Below are 26,519 nucleotides of genomic sequence, written 5' to 3'. Positions count from 1 at the left end.
CTCTGACAGCGATTCTGACTCTGACAGCGATTCTGACTCTGACAGCGATTCTGACTCTGACAGTGATTCTGACTCTGACAGTGATTCTGACTCTGACAGTGATTCTGACTCTGACAGTGATTCTGACTCTGACAGTGATTCTGACTCTGACAGTGATTCTGACTCTGACAGTGACTCGGACTCTGACAGCGATTCTGACTCTGACAGTGACTCGGATTCTGACAGCGATTCTGACTCTGACAGTGACTCGGATTCTGACAGTGACTCGGACTCTGACAGTGACTCGGATTCTGATAGCGACTCTGACTCTGACAGCGATTCTGACTCTGACAGCGATTCTGACTCTGACAGCGATTCTGACTCTGACAGCGATTCGGACTCTGACAGCGATTCTGACTCTGACAGTGACTCGGATTCTGACAGTGACTCGGACTCTGACAGTGACTCGGACTCTGACAGTGACTCAGATTCTGACAGCGATTCTGACTCTGACAGCGATTCTGACTCTGACAGTGATTCTGACTCTGATAGCGATTCGGACTCTGACAGCGACTCGGATTCTGACAGTGACTCGGACTCTGACAGTGACTCGGATTCTGATAGCGACTCTGACTCTGACAGCGATTCTGACTCTGACAGCGACTCGGACTCTGACAGCGACTCGGACTCTGACAGCGATTCTGACTCTGACAGCGATTCTGACTCTGACAGTGACTCGGATTCTGACAGTGACTCGGATTCTGACAGCGACTCGGACTCTGACAGCGATTCTGACTCTGACAGCGATTCTGACTCTGACAGCGATTCTGACTCTGACAGTGACTCGGATTCTGACAGTGACTCGGATTCTGACAGTGACTCGGACTCTGACAGTGACTCGGACTCTGACAGTGACTCGGATTCTGACAGTGACTCGGATTCTGACAGCGATTCTGATTCTGACAGTGACTCGGATTCTGACAGCGATTCTGACTCTGACAGCGATTCTGACTCTGACAGCGATTCTGACTCTGATGACACTACAGCACCAGATGCGCCAACTGCAGATGTTGTTAATAATGGAACGCAAGTTACAGGTACAGCAGAACCAGGTTCAACAGTGGCAGTTAAAGACCAAGGCGGCAACGTATTGGGTACAGCCGTTACCGATGAAAATGGCAACTACACAGTGGATCTAACCACACCATTAACCAATGGTGAAGTGGTAGACGTGACTGCAACAGATGCTGCGGGCAATGAATCTGAACCTACTGAAGCAACTGCTGATGACACTACAGCACCAAATGCACCAACTGCAGATGTTGTTAATGAAGGAACACAAGTTACAGGTACAGCAGAACCAGGTTCAACAGTGGCAGTTAAAGACCAAGGCGGCAATGTATTGGGTACAGCCGTTACCGATGAAAATGGCAACTACACAGTGGATCTAACCACGCCATTAACCAATGGTGAAGTGGTAGATGTGACTGCAACAGATGCTGCTGGCAATGAATCTGAACCTACTGAAGCAACAGCTGATGATACTACAGCGCCTGATGCACCAACTGCTGAATTTAATGATGCAGGTACAACTGTAACAGGTACGGCAGAACCAGGTTCGACAGTGACAGTTAAAGACCAAGGCGGCAACGTATTAGGCACAGCAGTTGCCGATGAAAATGGTAACTATACAGTGCCAGTGAATCCAGGTGACATTGCTAATAATGAAGTAGTGGATGTGACTGCAACAGATGCTACAGGTAATGAATCACAACCAACAGAAGCAACAGCACCATTGTATTTAGATGCAATTAGTGATGTAGCAACTGTTCTAAGTGAAATTACACCTGTAGTAACTAACCCTGACATTCCTGGTGGTGCATTAGTCACCTTCCCATCATTATCATTGATTGGTCCAATTATTGACTTGAAAGGTCAAACACCAATTACAGTTACCGTACCTGAAGGTGGTATTGCATCGTTTGATGTATCTTTTGGCGGTGTTTTATTCGGTGGCGGTATTGGTTCATATGACCTTAATATTCTTCGTTATAACGAGAATACTGGTGGATACGAACCGTACAGCAAAATAGATAATGCTGGAATTATGATTGGATTCATTGGTGGAGTCATGGGTGGAGGAGCATCTATTGATAATCTACCTGAAGGACAATATGCACTTGTACTAACTCCAGGTGAAGGTGTACAAGTAACTGGAATTGGTATTGCTAGTATCTCAGTTACTAACGAAGTGTTGAGTGATTATGGTGATGTCGTTGCGAAAGGTAATGTGATTACAGCAAACAATCCTGAAAATCCAACGGATGTAGCTGATGTGATTCATGCCGGTCAAACAGCAACAGTTATTAGTGTTGCAAATGAAGATGGTGTAACAACTGCTCTACCACAAAACAATGAAGCATTTACACGTATTCAAGGTGAATATGGTGAACTGTTTATTGATAAGAATGGTAATTATGAATACATTCGTGATTTCACCATTCCAAATAGTCTAGGTAAAGTAGATAGCTTCACTTACACCATTAAGGACAGCGATGGGCATCAAGATACAGCGACTTTAAATATTCGCATTGATACAAATGATCTTGATATCACATGGCCTGAAGATCCAACTCAAGATGGTGTAGTAGAGTTGACGGCAACTGATAATACAGCAGCAGCTGCGATTACTTTAGTTCCATCAACTAATACAACTGTTGATACGGGTAGTATGGCTGCAAGTAGTACGAAACCGTTATTTGGTGCTGCTACTTCGGTTGCTGGCAGTGATACGAGTGATGTAATTAATGTCGCTGCAAATACCGCTGCATCGATTAATTTCTCTGTAACTACACAAGGTGGTATCTTCAATAGCTCTGCTAATGGTGATACTTTCAGTTATCAAGTACAAAAACTTGTGAATGGTGTTTGGACAGCTCAACCTGGAGCATCAGCTTCTGTTGTACATTCATCACCAATCTTAGGTGATGCTGGCGGTACTGTGTTGATCAGCGGCTCTTACCAGGTTTCTGCATCAGATACTACTAGCCAATGGCGTGTTGTGTTTGGTAGCACAGAATCTAATATTCCTCTGATTGCTGGAACGAATACAACTACTGTCAACACTACAGTAAATGCTACTTTCACACATTATGACCAATTTATTGATAATGGTGCGACAGTAACGGCTACAGGTAACTTGTTAACAGATGATTCTGGTAATGGTGTAGATGTAACAGGTGGCGCAAGTACAAAAGTATTTGTAGAAACCTCACCTGGTACATATGTACAAGCGAATGGTCAAACAATTGCGGTCGAGGATGGTACATTCGTTGTTTCAGCAAATGGAACATACACGTTCACAGCAAATGGTTCTGCGACTTCTGGTGATGTCGCTACACTGAACTATAAACTGATTGCTGCGACTGGGGATGAAAGTACACCTGCAACATTGACTGTGAATATTGGTAGTGAGGCCATAAGTACTGCTAGCCATGACATTATTACGACTGGAGCAGGAGCGGATACAGTTGTCTATAACTTACTGAACGCCACAGATTCAACGGGTGGTAATGGTAAGGATGAGTGGACTGACTTCAATTTGGCACAAGGTGATAAAGTTGATGTTAGTGCATTATTAGATGGTGCTAATGCTGACAATATTGCGAATTATGTATCTGTGAGTTCTGACGGTTCGGGTAATACTGTGATTAGTATTGACCGTGACGGTACTGGAAATGCCTATAACTCAACAGATCTCATTGTGCTGAAAAATACAGATACAACACTGGATGAGTTGTTAAATAATAATCAATTGCTGTTTTAATTGAATGTTATTGATATAAGTTTATAAATAGAGGAGAAGGCATAAGTGCCTTCTCTTTTTTATTTTTTTAAGATAAGTATTGTCTTGCCCAGAAATAGATTGATCGTTATTTTATATACAAAAATTAATGAGTTTCATCAAAATTTTTATATTCTAGGGACGTATATAGTTTACGTTTATTGTAATTTTCTACAAATTCTGCAATCATTCGGCTAGCTTCTTTATGATCTTTCACTTTATAAAGTAAATGTTCATTTTTTAGAATTCTCTTTGCCTGTTCAGTTAATACAGTCCTAAATTATCATGTTCATGATAATCCATTATTTCTCTAGATTAGGTTTTAATTGATCAAAGACAGATAATTAAAAAACTAATCTGAAATCGCTCTACATTATTTTACTAGGGTTCTTATTAGACTATCCAAAGTTAATTTTATAATGTGTCAACTTAATTTATGGAAAGCATTAATTTAAATAATAATCTTAGTGGAAATAAGTTTTTAATTAAGGTTTTGATTGTGAATTATTTTTCTTAGCAATGATTGAAATTCTTTTTTCTCAGAATTTTTTTTATCTGAGTTTTCAAGAGTTTTTAATAAAGTTTCTAATATCTGCGGGTCATAATGAGAAGATCTTTGCTCGCTTTCTTTCCAATAGTACAACTGCCAATTATTTAGATTAGAAATTTGTCGATCTCTATTACCAAGATTCTCAAGAAAGGTACGCATAAAGAGCGTACCTTTTAGATATTGATCATGAAAAACAAGTTGTCCATCTGTATATTTTGTCTGTAGCAATATAAGTGGCAAATCAAGTTGCCCATTAGATGTATCAATAAGTGTAGTGAGACGGCTCCATAATTGAGAGGTTTTATAGGTACGTTTCAATATAAGTTTGTCAAAATTCTCTATATTTTCAGGTAAATTTCTCTCCCCATAAGCTCCAATTTTTCCTTTTCTAATCATTCCTTCTGACCATGCCGCTAAGCTTTCTGTAAGCCAAGGTTGCTTAAACATGGTATATCCATAGGTATAAAGATGAAATAGTTCGTGGGCAACTATAGAAGAGTCAGTAGTTAGATTTGGAATATTATTACTAATTAGAACAACTAAAGCACATGCATTCTCTTTTAATGGATTATTGTTATGTCGATGTGGCTCATCATAAGCTAGGCCGAGCCCATTTAATTTTTGTATTTGTATATCAATATATTTTACGGAATTTTTATATCGTGGGGCATTAAGTGGATCTTGGTAGCCTAAAGAGGCCCAAGCTTGCCGTATGGTATTTGCTTGAATAGCAATATTCTCTATATAGTCTGGTATACTATTTTTGTTTTTATCCAATTGAAATATTAAAGCATTTTCCCCAGAAGTGGTATAAAAAATGCGGAGATTTTTATTGCCATAATAGACTTGATTAAGTTGGCCTACTACAGCAGGGCTACTTGAAGGGCAATCTGTTTTTGCATGGGCATAAATAGAAAAATATAACGATGAAAATAATATGATTAAGCTTTTATTTGAAGATATGCTCATGATTGAATAGCCTGAAAAAGTGCTTGCCATTTTCCAGCGAATTGTTCTTGATCCTTTAGGTGAGTGCAGGCATATGCTGCTTCACTAAATTTTTGGCGTTTTTGCTGATCTTTAAGTAAATCAATGACTTTTTGAGCAAATAATGCCTCATCTTCAAAAGGAATAAGATATCCATTTTCACTATCGTGAATCATGTCTGATGGACCGTAATCAATATTATAACTAATGACTGGACAACCATGACATAATGCTTCTAAAACCGCCATGCCAAAACCTTCTGAACGGCTTGAAAAAAGAAATAGACTTGCTTGATCGTATAAACTATCTGTATTTTCATTATAGCCCATTAATTTAATATGATCATTTAACTGATAATTATCGATTTCATTTTGCAGAAAAACTCGTTCTCCGCCGAAACCATAAATATTTAAGTAAGCATTAGGTATTTCCTTTATGACCGCTTTAAATATTCGAATAAGGCTATCCAAGTTCTTGGCTTTGTCATAACGTGCTATGGTTAAACAGGATAGGGGATTACGATCAGTAAACTCTACATGCTTGATAGATTTCTCATAAATATGTGGGATAACGAATAATTTTCCATGCATACCAAAACGTTTTTGAATATGTTCTTTCTGGCGTTCAGTTAAAATCACCAATGCATCTAGTTCATCGCTATGTTCAAAATAGCTACGGTAATGACGATTAATACTGGCTCGATAAATATCTGGTCCATTTAAATGAGTCGCATGGATTGTTCCAATAAAACGCATATTTTTTTGTTTGATGTGTCTAAGCGGTTCATAAAAATGAATGGCACGATCAATAAGAATATTCATTAAATCATTTGTATAATTTTGTGATAATTTTAAAAACCAGTATTGAATAAGTTGGGATTCTAGATCAAATACTTCTGTGATAACACTATTTTCATCTAATAAAAAAATGTTTAAAAGAATATTCTTCTTTTTCTCATTTAATTGGTAATTCTTAATAATTACAGGATAGCCTTTAATATGAAAATATGTTTCTGTTATAACTGTTTGAGTTTCTAAACTTATAATTTGAATACAACTAAGATGACCATAGCTATCATAAATAAGCCGCCCATTTTTTATACCTTTTTGAAATGTATTCACATAACGTAAAGTAAGTGAGTCCTATTGTCTTATTTCATAAAGATAATTTTTATTTTTTTTGTCATGAAATCTTTGATTAAAAGTATCAGGAATCTGTGTGTTTGATATATTTTCATTAAACATCTTTTTATCATTTTTATGATATTTCTTTTCAGCAAGTCGTAAGGGGGTTCCTTGTAGATCTCCATATAAATTAAGATAACCAATAGAGGGTGGGGCAAGGTTACTGGAAATCAAGTTCCAGTAATTCTGCGCTAGTGAACGATCATAATCAGTAGTTATAATGATTGGATTAATACCTAATTTTTCGTTTAATATTTTTGCTCGTTTTAATAGTGCAAAAACAAGACCATTTTTTTTCTCATCAATTTTAGGAAATAAAAAGAAATAATGATTTTTCATAAATAAAATCTTCTGTAGTTTTTTGATTAATAGGATGAATTTTCAATGGGAATAGATTTTAATAAATCATTTTTTGTAAAAATTAGAGGTTTATATTCTTTTATTTTATTTGATTGAATTTGCTCTTCAAGTTTGTCAATGAAAGAAAGAGGATGATTAAACATCAACCCACTTAAATCATTTTTATGAAATTTCCACCATTTTAAAGCACTTAATTTATGAATTACATCATCGTTAAACCTTGCTCTAATGATTTTTGCTGGATTGCCTCCAACAATCATGTAAGGTGGGACATTTTTCGTGACCACACTATTACAGGCGATAATTGCACCATCACCAATGGTAATATTGCTTTTCAAAACTACATCTGCTCCAATCCATACATCATTTCCTATGCTGACATTTCTTTTGGTTCTTTGAAGATGAGTTAGTGTTAGTGGATCAGTATCATGGTAGTGTTCTGAGTAAAAATGTGGTGAGGTAGATATCCATTCAGTAAAATGATGCGCCCCCATGATTTTGATATTACTAGCTAGGCTAGAGTAACGGCCAATGGAAACTCCATAGCCTAAGTTTGATGAAGAATAAGAAAATGAACCAATTGTACATAAACTTAAAACATTATTATAAAAATTATTATTTCCTTCAATTTCAAGGTTATTGTTTAAGCTAATTATCTTTTGAGGATTCCTTTTAAGCAAAAACATATTAATATTTAACTCATGAAGTTTTCTTTCAATTTTAGAAAATTCAATTTGAGTAACTTCCTTCGATAAAAAACTGTTATGGTCACTCATAATTAACCCTCAAAATGTAGATAATAAGCGATATATCCTGATAAATTATGCTCTTGATCATCAATACGTGTTCGGAATCGATCATGTCTGACATAAAATGAATTTAAGACTTGATCTGGTTTTTTCATATACATTGCTACTTCTGGATAGAAAAATCCTGTACGTTGAAATTCGACTCTTAAAGTAATAAGGGATTTTAAATCTTCAAATTTTGATAGATTAAATAAATCTTGGTATTCTTGTTTATTTAATCGAGCAACCATTTTATATGCTGACATCATCATTTCTAGAAGTGTCGCATAAGCTGTTTTTCTATTCTTAATAAATTTCATGTGATCTAAGTAGTTTCTTATACCAAATTTATAATATTTTTCATCTGGACAGATTTTTGTTAACTCATTTGTACAATAGCTTAACCAATGGTCGTGATATTTTTTATATGATTTTGAAATGAATTTTTCAAAATTTAATTTCACTGTATTCAAAAGTATTTCATTTTTATTTATTTGATATAGTCGCAATAATGCTAATGCTGTCTCACCATCATAATAAATAATACGAAACTTTTCTTTAATGATTAAAGTAGGGTATTCTAATATATGAATAGTTTCACCTTTTTCATCAATCATTGTTAAAATTCCATTTGCTAATTTTTCTGCATATTTTTGATACTGATTATTATTAGTAATTTCTTGATATTTGGTTAACATTAAAATTGCGGCAGCATTTGCTCCAAGTTTAATCTCTGGATTAGATGACGTGGAATCAATCATATATGCTGTATTTTCATCGGTTAATTTATAAAAATTATCGAGAGAATATTGGATAGCCAAATGAATTTTAGGCCAATATTCTAGATTCTCTCTAATTTCAAAAGTTTCGAGAAGCGCATAAAGTGAAGTACAATGCCTGACAGTGTTATAACTTTTGATCTTATTGTCGAAAGCTGGAAAATATCCATAGATAAATTGGCCAGTTTCTAAAATTTGATTGTGTAAAAATAGTGCATTTTGATCAATTATTTTTTTTATATGGTCTTTTGTATTTTCCTCAATAAGTCTGACACCATTTTCAGAATTTCCAGATTGTAGATGAATTATTTCACCATGGTCATAAAAAACACTTACAGTATCAAATATCCATACCGTTTTAATTTTATCTAAGTAAATTTTATTTTTGATATTAGGATACTTTTCTTTAATAGCATTATTTAAATTTTTTTCATCAATGAAGTTTGGTTCATTATAGAGTTTGCTACTAATTATAGAGTTTCCATAAATTTCTTGTTCTAAGAAGCATATATTGAAATTGTTGTCGAAACTTATTCCTTTCCGATAATGATTATTATGTTTTTGATTTTGTATTTCTTTATAAACATCTAACCAGTTTTTTCTTTCTATGTTTTTTACAAAATCTATTTTTAAATATGAAATCAAGTCTTTTTCTTTTAGGAATTTTTTCTCAATAAAATTAGTTGCCTTTTGTATGAGTTTGTTTGTATTTTCATCAGTTAGAGTGTGCACTTTACATCTTTTATTTTTTCTTCCGTATGAAATTAATAATTTTTTTTTACTATTGTCTTTTGTGGATTCAAATAATAGCCATTCTTTAATTTGTTCATTTAAATTAATTAGGGTTAAATAATTTATAGGTGTGTTCATTTTTAATCCTATGTAAATTTTTTTAAATTTGATGATTTTGTGAAATATAAACAAATATTATATGCTTTTTTTGTTTTTTCAATATGTTGAAAATTATAAAATTTTTATATTTTTTATAGTTTTAAAATTTATTTAAATCAGTGTTTTATTTTTTAAGTCTATGTTTTTTTATTGTTGTGATTGATTTTAATTTGGTATGTTTTGAACATATATATGATTATAAGCATAGTTTTAATATTTTAAATTAATAAATTTTAATGAGATTGTTAGTTGGGTTTTTTGATGTTTTAATTGCTCTAGAATTTATCGTTTTAGATTTAAAGTATTTGAAGGGTGTTTTTGGGTAAATGTAAAGATGTCTCTTTTGTTTTATTTATATGTTTTAAAAAAACATTAAATTTAATTCATGTATTTAATATGTCACTTTCTAGGCACTTGATGAAAGCATTTTTCAACTTTATTAATTTATTAATTTTTCATTAAGGTTGGAAATAAATTAATAATATTATTGACTTATGTGATAATTTTTATAAATTCTTAGATAATTTCATTTTGTTATATTCACTTTTTTTCTAATAAAGTTTGAAAATCTACTGATAAGTTTTATACATTATTTAATAGAATAGTGTGATTTATATCATGTTTTTTAAAAAATATATATGCTAGTTTTATTGCGTTTATTTTTGTTACTTTTTGGTGTATTAATATGCGTACGTATGCCTATGTTAGAATTGAACCCAATGTAGAGTTTGAATCAGGTAAATTTCTTTCATTTTTTAACGAATTTGGTTATAAGATCCAAAAAAATAGATTGGTTTTTGAAGAGGTTTCTGTCAATAAATCCATATTTTTTAGAGATAAATTATTGAATTTAATAAATTACTCTTTGGAGGATGATGACTTGCTAGTAATAAAAAGTATAGATTGTTTGGGTAGTAATTTTGAAGAAATACTATCTATAACTGATAAAATTTACCAGAAAAAAATTAGACTAATTTGTTTGGATTATTCAAAAAGTGAGATCAATGGGGACATGAAAATTTTTTTTCTTCATTTCTTAAAGTTATGTTTTGAATTCGAAAAATTATTTAATTTTAATAATGAAAAACAAAATAAAATTGTTAAAAAAGTTGGAAGGCCAGAGATTTTAACAAATGATCAAAAAAAACAAGTACTTGAATTGTTTAAGAGGGGGAGAGTGTTTATTCCTTAGCTAAGCGGTTTTCAGTTACACGTACAGTTATACAAAGGATTTTAGATAAAGCAGCAAAAAAATAATTGTGTTAATTATACCCTGTTGAAAAATGACGGGCTAATTAAGTTTATGTTTTTTAAAAAATTAAGCTCGTTATTCGATAATTTTAAAATATTTGTATTCGTTTTAATATATTATGAATTCTGATTAAAGATATTTAAAAATAGTAAAGATCAACAGTTTTTATTAAATTTAGTTATATAAATCACGTGAATTTTTATGATATTTTTATTTTGAATTAATTGAGTAAGCATTCATATGCTACAAGTGAAATGTGTAATATTATGGTTTAAATAGATTTTTAAAATACACTTAAATTAATCGTGGTTTCTTATGGATACATGATTTATAAAAAATCTAAGTTAAAAAATTGATGCTGACAAATCAAAAAACAGTATATGGATGTTCTCTTATTTAGAATAATTCAAACTTTAGCTTAACAATGACTGTCTTAATTATCGAGATGATGCGAGATGGAATTAAAATATATTTATGTAATTGTTGCGCTACTATTGTGTAGTGGGTTGGCTTATGCAAATGATTATAACGATGATGCGGTCAAGAAATGCTTTGATTTTGGAATTAAACAGAATGGGGAAAATGCTAAAATTTTGGATATAACCCATTTTAAAAAGAACAGTATTATTATCAATCGTTTTGATCGAAAGCTTGGAAAACAATATATTTCAACAGAAATTATGGGAAAAATTTATAAGAGTGAAAAGGAGCAGTGGCGTTTCGTCTGTTTGCTTGAAGATAGTGATCATGTTCAGTACTTTGTGCTTTTAGATGATATTTACTTAAATCACTTAGGTGATCCTCACGAAAACTAATGTATAGATTTGGACTTATTTTAGCTCAGTACAGCTCTTCCTGTTTCTGTGATTTTTGCTATGCCTGCGCGATCAAAGTGCTTAATGATATAGCAACAATCGTTAAAAACGACGCTAAATCTGATACAATATCGCCAATTTTTGAATTCCCATTTTCCAGTTCAAGTACATATTTATAAATGTGTACATAACTGTGTACATATTGTAGATTTTTTATGTTTAAAGATGAATTAGCGGCGCAAGTCGCTCAGCGACGTACCTTCGCTATTATTTCCCACCCCGATGCTGGTAAAACTACAATGACAGAAAAACTGTTGTTGTGGGGTAAAGCAATCCAAGTTGCAGGTATGGTTAAAAGTCGAAAGTCTGACCGTTCTGCGACATCTGACTGGATGGAAATGGAAAAAGAGCGTGGTATTTCGATTACTACCTCAGTCATGCAGTTCCCTTATAAAAATCATGTCATTAATTTACTTGATACACCGGGACATGAAGATTTCTCTGAAGATACCTATCGTACTTTAACCGCCGTTGACTCAGCGTTGATGGTGATTGATGGTGCAAAAGGGGTCGAGGAACGTACCATCAAATTGATGGAAGTGTGTCGTATGCGCGATACCCCGATCATTTCTTTCGTCAACAAAATGGACCGTGAAATCCGTGAGCCATTAGAATTGCTTGATGAAATTGAAAACGTGCTTAAAATCCGTTGTGTGCCGATTACTTGGCCATTGGGTATGGGGCGTGACTTCGCTGGCGTATATAACATCATTGAAAATAAGCTTTATGTATATAAAGCGGGTTTTGGTTCGACCATTACAGATATTGAAATTCGTGATGGATATGACTATCCAGACATTCGTGAAAAAGTAGGCGATTTGGCCTTTGCTTCATTTGAAGAATCTTTAGAATTGGTGCAAATGGCGAATGATCCGCTAGATCCAGCGGAGTTTTTAGCAGGTCGTCAAACACCAGTATTGTTTGGTACAGCGTTGGGTAACTTTGCGGTTGACCATGTATTAAATGCATTTATTCAGTGGGCACCAGAACCGAAAGCACATCCAACACATGAACGTACTGTTGAAGCAACGGAAGAAGGCTTCAGTGGATTTGTATTTAAAATCCAAGCCAATATGGACCCAAAACACCGTGACCGTATTGCCTTCATGCGTATCTGTTCAGGTAAGTATGAAAAAGGTTTAAAGATGAATCATGTACGCCTGGGTAAAGATGTGCGTATCAGCGATGCATTGACATTCCTTGCGGGTGAACGTGAGCAACTTGAAGAAGCTTGGCCTGGCGATATCATTGGTTTACATAACCACGGTACTATTCAGATTGGTGATACATTCACTTCTGGTGAAAAACTCCATTTTACGGGGATTCCACACTTTGCTCCTGAAATGTTCCGCCGTGTACGTTTAAAAGATCCATTGAAATCTAAACAATTGCAAAAGGGTTTAAAAGAGCTTTCAGAAGAAGGTGCTACTCAGGTGTTTATGCCACAAATCAACAATGACTTGATTGTTGGGGCTGTAGGTGTACTTCAGTTTGATGTGGTGGCGTATCGTTTGAAAGAAGAATACAAAGTAGATTGTATTTATGAGCCAGTGAACATCAACACAGTGCGTTGGGTTTCTTGTGATGATGAAAAGAAATTTAATGAATTTAAGAAAAAGGCACATGACCAACTTTCTGTCGATGGCGGTGGGCATTTAACTTACCTCGCACCAAGCCGAGTGAATCTACAATTAATGCAAGAGCGTTATCCGGATATTCAATTCCGTTCTACACGTGAGCATTAAGTTCAGCTAACTTATTTCAAAATGTAAAAACAGCTTCCTTGTGAAGCTGTTTTTGTATCAAAATACAATGCTTTTTGTCCAAAGGGATTTATGCAGTGCAATTTTCAAAAAAAATAATTTCAGTGCTTTGCTTAAGTACAATGGTTTTGGTTGCATGTGATTCTAAAAAAGATCAGGAAAAAGATGGTTCTGTATTACAACCTAAACAAGAAGCTGCTGAGGTTTTACCTTATTTAAATATTCAAGAAACCAAAGCTGATTATGCCTTACCGTTTTGTGAAAAGAACAATTGCATTGAAATTGATATTCAAACTATTAAAACCCAAGACAATTGGTTAAATCAGTGGATTGCAAATAGTCAGTCCAAGGTGATTCAGGCACAGATTGATTTAAAGCAGAACATGACCTTACAACAGGCAATCAATGCTTTTGTCAAAAAGTCAGATACTTGGCAAGAAGAATTCCCGAAAAATAAAGCGTTTGAACTGCATATGCAAACGCGTATGGCTTCACAACGCAATCAGTATGTTTTGTTGCAAGTTTCAGTCAATAGTTTACAAGCCGATGTCAGTATCAAAGAACGGCAGTACTTTTTTGTTGCTGACAGGAAATTGAAGAAAAGCTTAAGTATTTTAGATGTGATTGATGCTAAACATCAGAATCAACTGAATATCTGGGTACAAGAAAAATATGCGGAATGGTTAGAAAAGCAAAATAGCGATGTGAAAAAGAATGCGCCTAAAAAGTTATATTGGGGGCAAGCCGATTGGTTCTTTGATGGTGAAGGTGTTGGGTTACATTATCGAGCCAATGAAATTGTCGAAGATGGTACCCAGTTGGATATTTATTTGAGCAAAGAACAGACGCAAAAAATACTCAAACCTGAAGTGTATCAACGCATGTTTTAAGCTGTATCCTGATCATTCTGCCAATTTTAGCGGGATTCTAAAGCAGAGCGGTTAAGATCAGTTGGTCTTTGTTGAATTGACTCAGCGATTAATAAACTTGAACCATATATTGCAATAACGCTTCAATTTCCATACAAATTTTGATTGAGGATTTGTATAGAGAAGAATAGGCTAATGAATATATAGATTAAAAAATCTTGGCTTGATTCGTTGGATAGGTTTGTGAAATGTTAAATCAAAAAAGTACTTTAGCGCTTTCAATTCTGGTGATCACTTTAGGGTTAACTGCATGTCAAAAACCTGACTCGAAAAAAGCAGAGCCAACAGTTGATCAAAGTGCTGCATCTCAAGTGCCTGATACTTCAATGTTATTACAGGGCGATACAGAAAAAGTAAAATTGACACTACCTGAGTGTAATGGCAATACATGCCCTGAGTTTTCTATAGAAAGACTAAAAAGCAATCAGGCTTTTGTTGATGAAACAATTGATCAAGCGATTTTAGATAATCTGGATAAAATGCTGGATATCGCGCAATTGAGTAAAACGAAAAAAGATGCAGATCAGCAGCAAACGGCTTCACAAGCTTCAGCAAGTGAGGCGCAAGCCAATAAAACCCCTGTTCAGCAATTGCAAGAGCGTGTGCAACCTTATGCAAATTCATTCCTTGAGATGGATAAAGAGCTCAAAACATTAGGGGCAAGTGGCCAGATCACGATTAGTTTAAGTCCTAAAATTTTAAACTCAGATAAACCTTTAGCGACGGTGGTATTAAATACCAGTAGTTATTTAGGCGGTGCACATGGGGCATCGGCGCAAACCTATTTTAACTTTGATTTGGTGAGTAAAAAACAAGTTGGCTTGGATCAAATCATTGACGTCAATCAAAAAGCTAAATTTGAAAAATTGGCACATGATGCCTTTAAAACTTGGGTCATCGATTCAAAACTTGCTGAAAGCGTCAATGAATATGAACAGGCGTGGAAGTTTACATTATCCGACAATTTCTATTTGGGTAAACAAGGTCTGATTTTACAATATGGTGAATATGATATAGGACCTTATGTTGTTGGCTTACCGCGTTTGATTATTCCTTACGATCAGTTAAAAGGCGTGTTGAAAAGTCAATATTTCCCAGCGGAGATGCAAGTTGATCAGCCAAGCAGTTCTGCACCTGTTGCAAGTGGGAAAGCGAAATCCTAATGCCTTGGCCTTTGTTTGATACACATACGCATTTTGATGTTGCTGATTTTGATCTGGATCGGGAACAATTGGCGTATCAAGCAAAAAAGGTGGGTGTAGAACATTTGATTTTGATTGGATTTCTATATGAACGCTTTCAAGATTTGATAGACACTCAGCAATTTTTAAATCAGCTAAATAATGCGCCCCGTAGCCATCTTGCCCCAGGGTTGCATCCCTTTTATATCGAACAACACCGTCTAGAGCATTTAAATGCTTTGGAAAATATACTGAAAACTGAAGCTTGTATTGCGGTTGGTGAAATTGGCTTAGACACGTTTATTAAACAGCATAAACAAGCTGAAATTTTTCAAAAACAACTAGATTTTTTTTCAGCCCAAATTGAACTTGCCCAGCAATACGATAAACCCATTCTTCTACATATTCGTAAGTCACATGCTGACGTGCTTGCAATGTTGAAACAGCATCAGTTTAAACATGGTGGTATTGCACATGCTTTTAGTGGGGGGATAGAAGAAGCAAAAGCCTTTATTAAATTAGGCTTTAAGCTGGGTGTCACAGGACAAATCACCAATCCAAATGCCAAAAAACTGCATGCAGTTGTACAAGCAGTTGGTGCGCAACATTTAGTGCTAGAAACTGATTGCCCAGATATGACACCACTGTGTTGCCAGACGTCTGACCAACAGCATACCCGTAATACACCAGAGAACTTGCCTTTTGTCTTGGCGGGTTTAGCTGAAAGTTTGGCAATGGATCAAGCAACACTGGCAGGGATGTTGTGGAAAAACTCACATGAATGCTTACATATAGCGATGTAAATTTGAATAAAAATAACCAATCAACAACACCTAAAATAAATATTTGTCTTAGATTTAAAGAAGTACTCCAAGTAGCCAATAAGAAAGTTAACGCCAAGCTGGAGGTTCAACCAATGGCAAAATATGGTCATATCAATAGTTTAAATTCTCTACAAGACCTAACTGTAGGGGATACAAGATATAAAATTTTTAATTTAAAACAGGTTCAAGCGAGCTTAGGTGATATTTCAAAATTGCCTAAATCACTTAAAGTATTATTGGAAAATTTACTTAGGTTTGAAGATGATCAAACCGTGAGGCAAAGCGATATTCAGGCGATTGTCGATTGGCAAAACAATAAAACTTCAGATCAAGAAATCCAATATCGCCCTGCACGGGTCTTGATGCAAGATTTTACAGGTGTACCTGCTGTGGTAGATTTGGCTGCGATGCGTGCAGCTGTACAGAAAGCCAATAAAGATCCCAATTTAATTAACCCGTTATCTCCAGTGGATTTGGTCATTGACCACTCTGTGATGGTGGATCACTTTGGGACAGATCATGCCTTCGATGAGAATGTCGAAATTGAGATGCAACGTAATGGGGAGCGTTATCAATTTCTCCGTTGGGGGCAGTCTTCTTTTGATAATTTTAGTGTAGTACCACCTGGAACAGGGATTTGCCATCAAGTCAATTTAGAATACCTAGCTCAAGCTGTGTGGCTGGGTGAAAGTGATGGTGAGGTATTTGCATTTCCAGATACCTTAGTCGGTACAGATTCTCACACTACAATGATCAATGGTTTAGGTGTATTGGGTTGGGGCGTTGGGGGAATTGAAGCCGAAGCGGCCATGCTTGGACAGCCGATTTCAATGCTGATTCCCGAAGTGATTGGTTTTAAATTGACAGGGAAATTGCGTGAAGGGATTACCGCAACCGATTTGGTTTTAACCATTACTCAGATGCTACGAAAAAAAGGCGTGGTGGGTAAATTTGTTGAATTTTATGGTGATGGGCTGGCATTTTTGCCTCTTGCAGACCGAGCAACCATTGCCAATATGGCACCCGAATATGGTGCAACATGTGGCTTTTTCCCGATTGATGAAATCACTCTAGGCTATATGCGTTTAACGGGTCGTAAAGAAGACCGTATTGCATTGGTTGAGGCTTATTGTAAAGAACAAGGTCTATGGCGTCATACCGGGGATGAACCTGTATTTACCGATGTGCTTGCTTTAGATATGGGAACAGTTGAAGCAAGTGTTGCTGGCCCGAAACGTCCGCAAGATCGAGTAGCATTGCCTGATATCCCACAAACTTTTAGTGCTTTGATGGCGCTGGATCTTAAGCCAGCTAAAGGTGAAGAAAAAGAACGTTTAGCCAATGAAGGTGGTGCGGGTAACGCCATTGACTCAAAACAGTCTGCTTTACAAAATGAAGAACCGCATTGTGTGATTGACGGTAAGCGCTATCCATTGGCGGATGGTGATGTGGTGATTTCTGCGATTACTTCATGTACCAATACTTCTAATCCAAGTGTGATGTTGGCGGCGGGTTTATTGGCAAAAAAAGCCATCGAAAAAGGCATTCAACGTAAGCCATGGGTCAAGAGTTCTCTTGCACCAGGCTCTAAAGTGGTAACCGATTATTTAGAAGCGGCAGGGTTAATGTCTTATTTAGACCAATTGGGCTATAACCTCGTTGGTTATGGTTGTACCACATGTATTGGTAATTCAGGACCTTTACCTAAACCGATTGAAGACGCTATTCAGTGCCATGACCTGAATGTTGCGTCGGTACTTTCAGGCAACCGAAACTTTGAAGGGCGGGTACATCCACTGGTAAAAACCAATTGGCTTGCATCACCGCCTTTGGTGGTTGCGTTTGGTTTATTGGGTACCATTCGTAGTGACATTACCAGCACAGCATTAGGGCACGATCAACAAGGTCAACCAGTATATCTCAAAGACATTTGGCCGAGTCAAATCGAGATTGATGAGGTGCTGCAAAAAGTTAATACAGCGATGTTCCATAAAGAATATGCGGCAGTTTTTGATGGTGATGAAAAATGGCAAGCAATTCAAATCCCTGATTCTGAAACCTATGAATGGGATGAAAACTCAACGTATATTCGTCATCCTCCGTTCTTTGAAGGTATTGATCAACCCGCGAAACCAATTAAAGATATTCTTAATGCAAATATCTTGGCCGTTCTTGGCGACTCAGTCACAACAGATCATATTTCTCCTGCGGGGAATATTAAGAAAGACAGTCCAGCAGGTCGTTATCTAGAAGCGCAAGGTGTCGATCAAAAGGACTTTAACTCTTATGGATCTCGTCGTGGTAATCATGAAGTGATGATGCGAGGAACCTTTGCCAATATTCGTATTAAGAATGAAATGCTCAATGGCGAAGAGGGCGGCAATACCCTCTATATCCCGACAGATGAGAAGTTAGCCATTTACGATGCTGCGATGAAGTATCAGCAGGATGGTACACCGTTGGTCATCATTGCAGGTAAGGAATATGGCACAGGCTCATCACGTGACTGGGCGGCGAAAGGCACCAATCTTTTAGGAGTAAAAGCGGTGATTACTGAAAGTTTTGAACGAATCCATCGTTCAAATCTGGTTGGTATGGGGGTTTTACCGTTGCAATTTGTGGATGGTCAAACCCGTCAATCACTTAACTTAACTGGGCATGAGCAACTGTCGATTTATGGACTTTCTGATGACATACAACCACATGAAACTTTAGATGTTGAGGTTAAACGTGTCGATGGTTCAATAGATCGTTTCAAAGTGTTATGCCGTATTGATACTTTGAATGAAGTGGAATATTTTAAAGCAGGTGGTATCTTGCATTATGTACTGCGTAATTTAATCGCTTCATAGTCTAATCAATAAATCACGATATATTTCAGTTCTCCAAGCCCTGTATAGAATGCAGGGCTTTTTTTATTGTGTTGAAGCAAGACACACTGTCGATAAATGAGTAAAATAGCGGGGTATTTTTGAGTTGATACTAGACATGACTGAACTTTTCCAAAATGATGAATATGAGCGCCGTTTTGCAGGTGTAGCCAAAATTTATGGGGAAGAGACATTCAATCACTATGAAAAAAGTCATGTCATGGTGATCGGTATTGGTGGAGTCGGCTCATGGGCGGTTGAGGCCTTAGCACGTACAGGAATTGGCGAGTTAACACTGGTCGATATGGATTCAGTGGCTGCTTCAAATATCAACCGACAATTGCCTGCCATGACCTCAACCTTAGGCCATGAGAAAATTGAAGTGATGGCGGAACGTTGTCGTTCAATTAATCCTCGGATCAAGATTAATTTGATTGATGATTATCTCAGCCCTGACAATGTGAAAGAAATTTTAGAAAATGTTCCCGATATTATTTTAGATTGCATCGATGACGTTAAAGCAAAATTTGCACTTATGCTACATTGTCGTTTTAATAAAATTCCTTTGATTGTTTCGGGGGGGGCAGGTGGTAAGCTTGATCCTTTAAAAATTCGTGTTGCTGATTTATCTAAAACAGAACAAGATCCGATGCTTGCAAAATTGCGGAGTCAGTTGCGCGCCAAAGGCATTTGTAAGAAACCAAAAGAAAAATTTGGCATTACTTGTGTGTATTCAATTGATAATCCTTTTTCCAGTGCTGATGTATGTGCGAGTGCAGGCTTGCGCTGTGGTGGATATGGCTCGGCTGTGGTGGTGACTTCTAGTTTTGCGATGGTCGCCGTTGCAGAAGTGTTGAAAAAGTTAGATCGGATCAAATAAGCGCTTGGTATTTTTAAGTAAAAGTTTAGATGCATTTAAAAATCATAAAAATTCAGTTAAATTAATCTGAAATAAATGCAATAACAGAGAACAATCAAAATGAGTTTTTTCAAAAAGTTATTTGGAAAGAAAGAACAACAAATACAAATCAATCGAAACCGCTATGCTGAATTTTGGCAATGGTTTGAGCAGCATCAACAGGATTTCCATCGTATTGTGGATGAGTTAAATCAAGATACGATTCAGGCGGATTTCTTTGATAAATTATCGCCTGAATTGGCTAAAGTTCATGGTGGAATTTTTTTCCTTACCGGGATGCTTGACCCACAAACAGCTGAATTGATCTTAACGCCAGATGGTGTTGTGGCAAATATTGTATTTGTAGAGGAATTGGTGGCAGCAGCCCCTGAAATTCCCGGCTGGAAATTTACTGCACTTAAACCCGCAAGTGATATTCAGCAAACCAGTATTGGTATGCATGGTCATGAGTTTAGTCAAAAAACGCTATCGTTTTATTTAAAAGACCATGAAGAATATCCAGATGAAACTGATCTCGTGGTTGTGCATGATCAATATAATGAAGCTCAAAAAGCTGAATTCTTACAAGCGGTTTATATCTTTTTGGATAATTATTTGGGCGAATATGATTCGATCACAAAGCTAGATCAAGTTTCGCTACAATTCAGACAAGATGCTGAAAAAGAATTAATGCCTATCGATCGTTTAAAGAATATTTTAATTTTAAAGAACAGTGAAATTTCTCGCTTAGACAAAATAACCCGTTCAAGTACTGATGAAGATGAATATATCAGTTTGGAGGGGGAGACCAATGACGGTTTGCCTTTGGTGGCGATCTTAAACAGTACCCTTTTAACATGGGATCAAAAGGCTTCTCATCCATGGATGATGCTGGTTGAAATACCTTATGCTGGTCAGAACTCAAGTGGTATGCCGTCTGCTACAGATTATGAGTTGCTTAACGCGATTGAAGAAGAACTGTTAAATGAGCTCAAGGATTTTGAAGGATATTTAAATATTGGACGAGAAACCGGTAATAACTTAAGAACCATGTATTTTGCTTGTAAAGAGTTTAGAAAACCCGCCAAAGTTATAGATCAGGTTGTTGAAAAATATCAGAACAACTTTGAAATCGATGTCAGCCTATTTAAAGATAAATATTGGCGTTGTTTAAATAAGTTTGGTCGTTAACTATGCTGAAAAGTCGCTTGAAATGCTCTATAGCATTCAGACCATAGACGTGGACAGCTTAGAGAATGAAGCGGCTTTTTAATCGACCTATCCCCGATCTTAAAATAAGCATATTGGCGATCCTACTGATTGGCGGAATTGCATATTATCTTTATTCAACGGTTCGTCATTTTCAGGCGGTCAACCAATTGGATGAAGCTAAAACAATAATGCGTGATATACAGAACTTGCTGGGTTGGTCAATCCTTCAACCTCAAGCAAATGCAATTCAAGTCTGTAATTTGCAAAATATCCAACAGATCAGCAAACAGGAAGAGATTCAAAAGATCAAGCAACTGTTGGGCTGGGAGGTCAATATTCAACAACACAGCAAATATGTTGAAAGTATAAACGTGTATCCAGCACCTGATTTACAAGGATGTATTATACGTGCTCATTTTCGAAAAGACGCTTTTGTGAGTGATGATCTTGCTGGCAAATATATTACTTACCAATATGATTTTAAAAAAAGCACCACAACATGTGTCACCAATATAAAAAAGTATGCTTTAGTGAAATCTTGCACGTGTTTGTAAAAAACATACTTTATCTGTTCCGCTCAATCAGTCCTGTAAATAAATAAACTCAGGCTGTTGGGGCGTTTTGCCTGTTTGTTTTGCGATAAAACCATCATAAAGATTGAGTAAAACAACAGCGCAAATAATACAAATAAAAACCAGTAATTGTTTGGATATGCTCATACTATTTCTCTCTGATTTAAGTCGCTTTAAGTAAATTCTAGTGAAATCAAACAATCTAATCTAATATAGAAAAAAGCATGATTGATCTAATTTTGAGATGGATATGGCGACATTCAAACAATTTAATTATTTGATTAGAATTGTGGAAGAAGGTGGTTTTATTGCAGCTTCTGAAAAGTTGTTTATTGCCCAATCTGCTTTAAGTCGTCAGATCAAGCTTTTAGAGGATGAAGTAGGATTTGAAATTTTTGACCGCAGTGATAAAAAAATAAAACTCACTCAAGCAGGGCAGTTCTTTTATGCTCAAATTAAAAATAATTTGCTTAACTTAGATCATATTATTGAAAATGCTAAAGATATTGCAGATGGAAAAAATCGACTCATCAAAATTGCACACTCAAGTAGCATTAGCATGAGCTTAGAAAAAGTCAAAGTATTTGATCAAACCTCAAAGCATTTCAATGTTAATTTCGAGATCAATACCTTGTCATCTGAAGACCAAATTCTTGCACTGATGAAAGGAAATATTGATGTTGGTTTTATTCGCCCACCTGTCTTAAATCGCTTAGATGAGTTACATGCAACCACGCTCTACCCTGAGCCCTTATACGTTGCACTTCATCAAAATCATATTTTAGTTTCAGAACGCAGTATTAAAATCCAACAGTTAAAGCATGAAAATTTTGTTTCTACACCACATGCAGAACGGGGCGGTTTAAGTTACTTGGTTGCAAACCTATGCTTAAGTGCTGGTTTTTCTCCAAAGAAAGCAGCGGTTCAGTCCCGTAAAATTTCACAATTGCAATTGGTGGCTGCTGAAATTGGAATTTGTATTGTTCCTGAAGAATTTAGACATATTCTGCCTAAACAAGTACGACTGATTGCTTTGGACGCTGAAAATGCATGGTCTGATGTTGTGATGGTCTGGAGTAAAAATGCAGATGGCATCATTCAGCGATGCGCTGAATACATGATCAAACAGTTTCAACGATGATCTTTAAAGACCATCGTTTGATTGAAAAGATAGCTGTGGATTAAGATTGTATTGAATCGTAGAAGTTTTCAGTCGTGATCAGACAGACTGTTCTCGAATATAATCTTCTGTACGCTTCATGGCTTCTTTAATATTGATAATGGCATTTTCAACATCAGCAAATGTTTTGGCATTACCGCCACTTAAAGCCTGACGCCATTTACGAGCACCGGGAAGATTTTGGAATAAGCCTAAAATATGGCGCGTAATAATTGATAGAGGTGCACCTTCTTGCATACGTTGGGCAATATAAGGCAGCATTTGATCGATAATGTCAAAGCGATCAGGTAAGTCTAAATTCCAGAGTTGACCTAATTCTGCCAAGAGATAGGGGTTGTGATAAGCCTCACGACCAATCATAACTCCATCAACATGCTTTAAATGTGTTTGCGTTTCAGCAAAAGTCTTAACCCCACCATTGATCTCGATCAGCAACTCAGGACGCTCTTGTTTTAAACGATAAACATCTTCATAACGTAGAGGTGGAACATCGCGGTTTTCTTTTGGTGATAAACCTTGCAGCAAGGCAATACGGGCATGTACGATAAAATTATCACATCCAGTTTTCGCAACGGTATCGACAAAATGTAGCATCTCTTCATAAGATTGCATGTCATCAATACCGATACGGTGTTTTACTGTGACTGGAATATCAACTGCATTACGCATTTCAGCAATACATTCTGCAACCAAATCAGGCTCTGCCATTAAGCAGGCACCAATCTTATTGTTTTGTACGCGGTCACTTGGGCAGCCCACATTTAAATTGATTTCGTCATAACCCCAGTCTTGAGCCATTTTGCTACAAGTTGCAAGATCTTTCGGATTTGAACCACCGAGCTGTAGAACAATTGGATGTTCTTCATGGTTATAATCCAAATGACGATTTGCTCCACCATAGATGATGGCACCTGTGGTGACCATTTCTGTATAGAGGATAATATTGGGGTTAAACAAACGTGCAAAGAAACGATAGTCACGAGTTGTCCAATCCATCATCGGGGCTACGCTGATTCGCGGAGATTGAGCATTTTCAATGTTTTTGTTAATAGTCATTAAAAATCATACCTTTAATCTGTATTTCGCAACCTGCGCGAATCTGTTTGAACCTATATTTAGATCTGTTAATCGGTTTGCATTTACACCATAATTTACACCATAATCAAAAAAACAGTTTATGGTGTAAATTATGGGGTCAATTACAGCTAGGAAAGGCACGGATGGTAAAGTTAACTATCGTGCTGCAATTCGAATCAATCGAAAGGGTTTTCCTACTTTTTCTGAAAGTAAAACTTTTCATTCAAAAAAAATGGCTGAAAATTGGATTAAGAAAAGAGAAGTCGAAATTCAAGAAAATCCTGATATTTTGCTTGGCAAAGAAAAGCTGATTGATCTGACTTTATCAGATGCCATAGATAAATATTTGGATGAAGTCGGGAGCGAGTACGGAAGGACGAAACGCTATTCTCTGATCTTAATTAAGAAGCTACCAATTGCGCGCAATATTATCACAAAAATAAAATCAGTACATTTGGCTGAGCATGTTGCTTTACGAAAAGGTGGTGTTCCACATTTAGGATTAGAACCTATCGCTACAAGTACCCAACAGCATGAGTTATTGCATATTCGGGGTGTACTTTCCCATGCTGCTGTAATGTGGGAAATGGAGATTGATTTGAATGGGTTTGATAAAACCACGGCTCAGTTAAGAAAAACACGTCAGATATCATCTAGTCAAAAAAGAGATAGGCTCCCTTCGACAGATGAGCTGATTGCATTGACAAAGTATTTTACAGAGCGTTGGAAATTAAACCGCTATGGTACTAAGTATCCAATGCATTTGATTATGTGGTTTGCTATTTTCTCATGCAGACGTGAAGCTGAGTTAACACGATTATATCTTCAGGATTATGATTTACACCACTCAACATGGAAAGTGCATGACCTAAAGAGTCCAAATGGCTCTAAAGGTAATCATAAGTCATTTGATGTCCTTGACCCTTGTAAGGAAATGATTAAAAGATTAAAGCATGCAGAAGTTCGTGAGCGTATGTTGAAGCTTGGGCATGATCAAGATTTATTACTTCCTTTGAATCCTAAAAGTTTAGGTAAAGAGTTTAGAGAAGCGTGCAAAATGTTGGGTATTGAGGGTTTGCGTTTTCACGATTTAAGGCATGAAGGATGTACTAGACTTGCAGAACAAAGCTTTACGATTCCTGAAATTCAAAAAGTAAGTTTGCATGATTCTTGGAGCAGTTTGCAGCGTTATGTTTCCGTAATGGCTAGAAGGAACGTTATGCAGTTGGAAGAGGTGCTACGCCTCATTGATGAAACGTAGCAAAGTCTTTGGAAGCTTGTAAATACTGTTTATCTAAAACATCAGCAAAGTCATTAAGGTGCACCAGAAACGGTGCACGCTTACTTTTATCTATTTTGAACACAGAGAAAGGGAACTCACAGTTGTTTGCCTTTCTCAATGCTTCAGCTTTACTTAAATGAGGATAATAGTCGTTGACTATTGTCATCAGGTCAACTGTCATAGAGCGATATTTCATAAACAGGTAATCCATGGTGTTAAATTTGAATGCACCCATTTAGAATCAATCTCCAGTTAACTTAGTTACTATAGTAGGAATACAGAGCTTCAAAGGTTGGTTTAGTACCACCTATCCGAATAAGGCTATCTGTTCCAACCATATACATTTTTAGTAACTTCATCTGGTCCTTAAAATCAGGAGATTTTTTAAGAAACTGATTGTTATTAAGCAAGCCGTTAAGATAGATTGCTTCTAAAGTCACAGTGTTATTGCTGTAAGGTTCAATCAGATTTTTGATTTCCTGAATAAAGCTGGCATCAGTAAATGTTGTAGGTGAGTCAATATATTGACGACCTGTGATAATAAGGTAACGGCGAACCAGTTCCTGTGTACTGGTAATCTCATGTTTAACAGCTACGCCACATACCTGGTTTTCTTCACATGCATAGAGGATACGAGCAATCTCCTGATCTCTTGAGGCTGCAAACCCATTTTTATTAGAGTACGCATATTCTGCCATTAAGTGAGGGTTCATTGGATATCGACAAGTAACCTCTCGTATGTCAAAGCCAGGATTGTGCTTAAGTATCCCCTTAAAGAATAGATCAAAACATTTCTCACTCTCTTTTTGGGATGCTTTCCATTTACTTTCTTCTTCGACAAAGCCCTCCGTCAGGTAAAGCCGCTGTAGTCTTCTTAATAAATCAATAACATTATTTTCATCAATATTATTTAGATCTGGCATCAAGCTAATAAGGCCTGAATGATGCATGAATCTAGCCGCTACTTTTAGGCGAGGAGCCACTTCAACAGAAGGTGTTGTTCCATTCGTATAAGGACAACCTCTTAGATTAGCCATTAGCTGACATAAGCTCATAGCAGATGAGTTCAGATACACCTGTTCTTGCCCATCTTCATTTTTCTGGTATGAAATCAGCGACTTTGGTTTCAGGTCTTGGTTGATACATTTCATTAAAGTGTTTGGACAAGTACTCGAATTCAATGGTAACTGCATGATGCGAGTAATGACTTGACTTTGTATAAGCTGATTCTGAGTTAACATT

Annotated in this window: 19 protein-coding genes and 2 pseudogenes; 13 read left to right on the top strand and 8 right to left on the bottom strand. The window is 36.2% G+C overall.

All coding sequences use genetic code 11. The annotated features are described in order from the left end of the window. The coding region (locus FY049_RS21395; protein ID WP_446084344.1) for an ABSDF2314 family large adhesin at nt 1-3,805 on the top strand (3,805 nt) is incomplete at its 5' end. Between the two features lie 499 nt (nt 3,806-4,304). Here FY049_RS21395 and FY049_RS21390 read toward each other — a convergent pair. From FY049_RS21390 to FY049_RS21375, 4 genes and pseudogenes are all read right to left on the bottom strand, one after another. Next, nucleotides 4,305-5,342, bottom strand: a complete 1,038-nt coding sequence (locus FY049_RS21390; protein WP_446084343.1) for a peptidase MA family protein — start codon at nt 5,340-5,342, stop codon at nt 4,305-4,307. Further along, a pseudogene (locus FY049_RS21385) lies at nt 5,339-6,883 on the bottom strand (glycosyltransferase). Before FY049_RS21385 ends, FY049_RS21390 begins: the two are co-directional and overlap by 4 nt. A gap of 26 nt (nt 6,884-6,909) precedes the next feature. Further along, a complete protein-coding gene (locus tag FY049_RS21380; protein ID WP_446084342.1) occupies nt 6,910-7,680 on the bottom strand; it encodes a CatB-related O-acetyltransferase in 771 nt (256 codons plus the stop codon). A 2-nt stretch (nt 7,681-7,682) separates the two neighbouring features. Further along, nucleotides 7,683-9,341, bottom strand: a complete 1,659-nt coding sequence (locus tag FY049_RS21375; protein ID WP_446084341.1) for a poly alpha-glucosyltransferase — start codon at nt 9,339-9,341, stop codon at nt 7,683-7,685. A gap of 706 nt (nt 9,342-10,047) precedes the next feature. On the opposite strand from FY049_RS21375, the pseudogene FY049_RS21370 reads away from it, so the two are divergent. The 10 genes and pseudogenes from FY049_RS21370 to FY049_RS21325 all read left to right on the top strand — a co-directional run bounded on the left by FY049_RS21370 (nt 10,048) and on the right by FY049_RS21325 (nt 21,720). Then, nucleotides 10,048-10,619, top strand: a pseudogene (locus tag FY049_RS21370) (recombinase family protein). A gap of 450 nt (nt 10,620-11,069) precedes the next feature. Further along, entirely contained in the window at nt 11,070-11,429 is a 360-nt protein-coding gene (locus FY049_RS21365) for a hypothetical protein (RefSeq protein ID WP_262780852.1), read from the top strand. A gap of 215 nt (nt 11,430-11,644) precedes the next feature. Next, on the top strand, nt 11,645-13,234 hold the full coding sequence (locus FY049_RS21360) for a peptide chain release factor 3 (RefSeq protein ID WP_262780851.1): 1,590 nt from the start codon (nt 11,645-11,647) through the stop codon (nt 13,232-13,234). A gap of 140 nt (nt 13,235-13,374) precedes the next feature. Beyond that, on the top strand, nt 13,375-14,142 hold the full coding sequence (locus FY049_RS21355) for a hypothetical protein (protein WP_262780913.1): 768 nt from the start codon (nt 13,375-13,377) through the stop codon (nt 14,140-14,142). 227 nt (nt 14,143-14,369) lie between these two features. Beyond that, complete coding sequence (locus FY049_RS21350; protein ID WP_262780850.1) at nt 14,370-15,344, top strand: RsiV family protein; 975 nt, start codon at nt 14,370-14,372, stop codon at nt 15,342-15,344. Then, nucleotides 15,344-16,165: a TatD family hydrolase gene (locus tag FY049_RS21345; RefSeq protein WP_262780848.1), complete on the top strand. Its 822-nt coding sequence runs from the start codon at nt 15,344-15,346 to the stop codon at nt 16,163-16,165. Before FY049_RS21350 ends, FY049_RS21345 begins: the two co-directional genes overlap by 1 nt. A gap of 113 nt (nt 16,166-16,278) precedes the next feature. After that, nucleotides 16,279-19,038, top strand: a complete 2,760-nt coding sequence (acnA, locus tag FY049_RS21340; RefSeq protein ID WP_327858114.1) for an aconitate hydratase AcnA — start codon at nt 16,279-16,281, stop codon at nt 19,036-19,038. A 136-nt stretch (nt 19,039-19,174) separates the two neighbouring features. Next, nucleotides 19,175-19,936 carry a tRNA threonylcarbamoyladenosine dehydratase gene (locus tag FY049_RS21335; protein WP_034609779.1) on the top strand — a complete coding sequence of 254 codons (762 nt, stop codon included), beginning with the start codon at nt 19,175-19,177 and terminating at the stop codon, nt 19,934-19,936. 99 nt (nt 19,937-20,035) lie between these two features. Then, nucleotides 20,036-21,145 (top strand): DUF695 domain-containing protein, encoded by a 1,110-nt coding sequence (locus tag FY049_RS21330; RefSeq protein ID WP_224964730.1) that lies wholly within the window; start codon nt 20,036-20,038, stop codon nt 21,143-21,145. A gap of 65 nt (nt 21,146-21,210) precedes the next feature. Further along, the gene (locus FY049_RS21325) at nt 21,211-21,720 is read left to right on the top strand and encodes a hypothetical protein (RefSeq protein ID WP_224964731.1); all 510 of its coding nucleotides are present in this window, start codon (nt 21,211-21,213) and stop codon (nt 21,718-21,720) included. Between the two features lie 27 nt (nt 21,721-21,747). Here FY049_RS21325 and FY049_RS21320 read toward each other — a convergent pair whose 3' ends face one another. Next, the gene (locus FY049_RS21320) at nt 21,748-21,885 is read right to left on the bottom strand and encodes a hypothetical protein (RefSeq protein ID WP_171252541.1); all 138 of its coding nucleotides are present in this window, start codon (nt 21,883-21,885) and stop codon (nt 21,748-21,750) included. A 103-nt stretch (nt 21,886-21,988) separates the two neighbouring features. Between FY049_RS21320 and FY049_RS21315 the strand changes: the two genes are divergently transcribed. Further along, nucleotides 21,989-22,879, top strand: coding sequence for a LysR substrate-binding domain-containing protein (locus FY049_RS21315; protein ID WP_224964733.1), 891 nt, complete (start codon nt 21,989-21,991; stop codon nt 22,877-22,879). A gap of 78 nt (nt 22,880-22,957) precedes the next feature. Here the strand turns inward: FY049_RS21315 and dusA are convergent, their stop codons facing one another. Further along, a complete protein-coding gene (gene dusA / locus FY049_RS21310; protein ID WP_446084340.1) occupies nt 22,958-23,974 on the bottom strand; it encodes a tRNA dihydrouridine(20/20a) synthase DusA in 1,017 nt (338 codons plus the stop codon). A gap of 133 nt (nt 23,975-24,107) precedes the next feature. Here dusA and FY049_RS21305 point away from each other — a divergent pair, with 133 nt between their 5' ends. After that, the gene (locus FY049_RS21305) at nt 24,108-25,256 is read left to right on the top strand and encodes a site-specific integrase (RefSeq protein ID WP_446084339.1); all 1,149 of its coding nucleotides are present in this window, start codon (nt 24,108-24,110) and stop codon (nt 25,254-25,256) included. On the opposite strand, the gene FY049_RS21300 is transcribed toward FY049_RS21305, so the two are convergent. Next, nucleotides 25,240-25,512 (bottom strand): pyocin activator PrtN family protein, encoded by a 273-nt coding sequence (locus FY049_RS21300; RefSeq protein WP_446084338.1) that lies wholly within the window; start codon nt 25,510-25,512, stop codon nt 25,240-25,242. The two genes, FY049_RS21305 and FY049_RS21300, sit on opposite strands and share 17 nt — an antisense overlap. A gap of 22 nt (nt 25,513-25,534) precedes the next feature. Further along, nucleotides 25,535-26,518 (bottom strand): hypothetical protein, encoded by a 984-nt coding sequence (locus tag FY049_RS21295; RefSeq protein ID WP_446084337.1) that lies wholly within the window; start codon nt 26,516-26,518, stop codon nt 25,535-25,537. Between the last annotated feature and the right edge of the window lies 1 nt (nt 26,519).

The sequence above is a fragment of the Acinetobacter sp. 1125_18A genome (assembly GCF_052824985.1).
The sequence above is the reverse complement of the archived record's forward strand: the minus strand, read 5'-3'. Positions and strand labels throughout refer to the sequence as shown.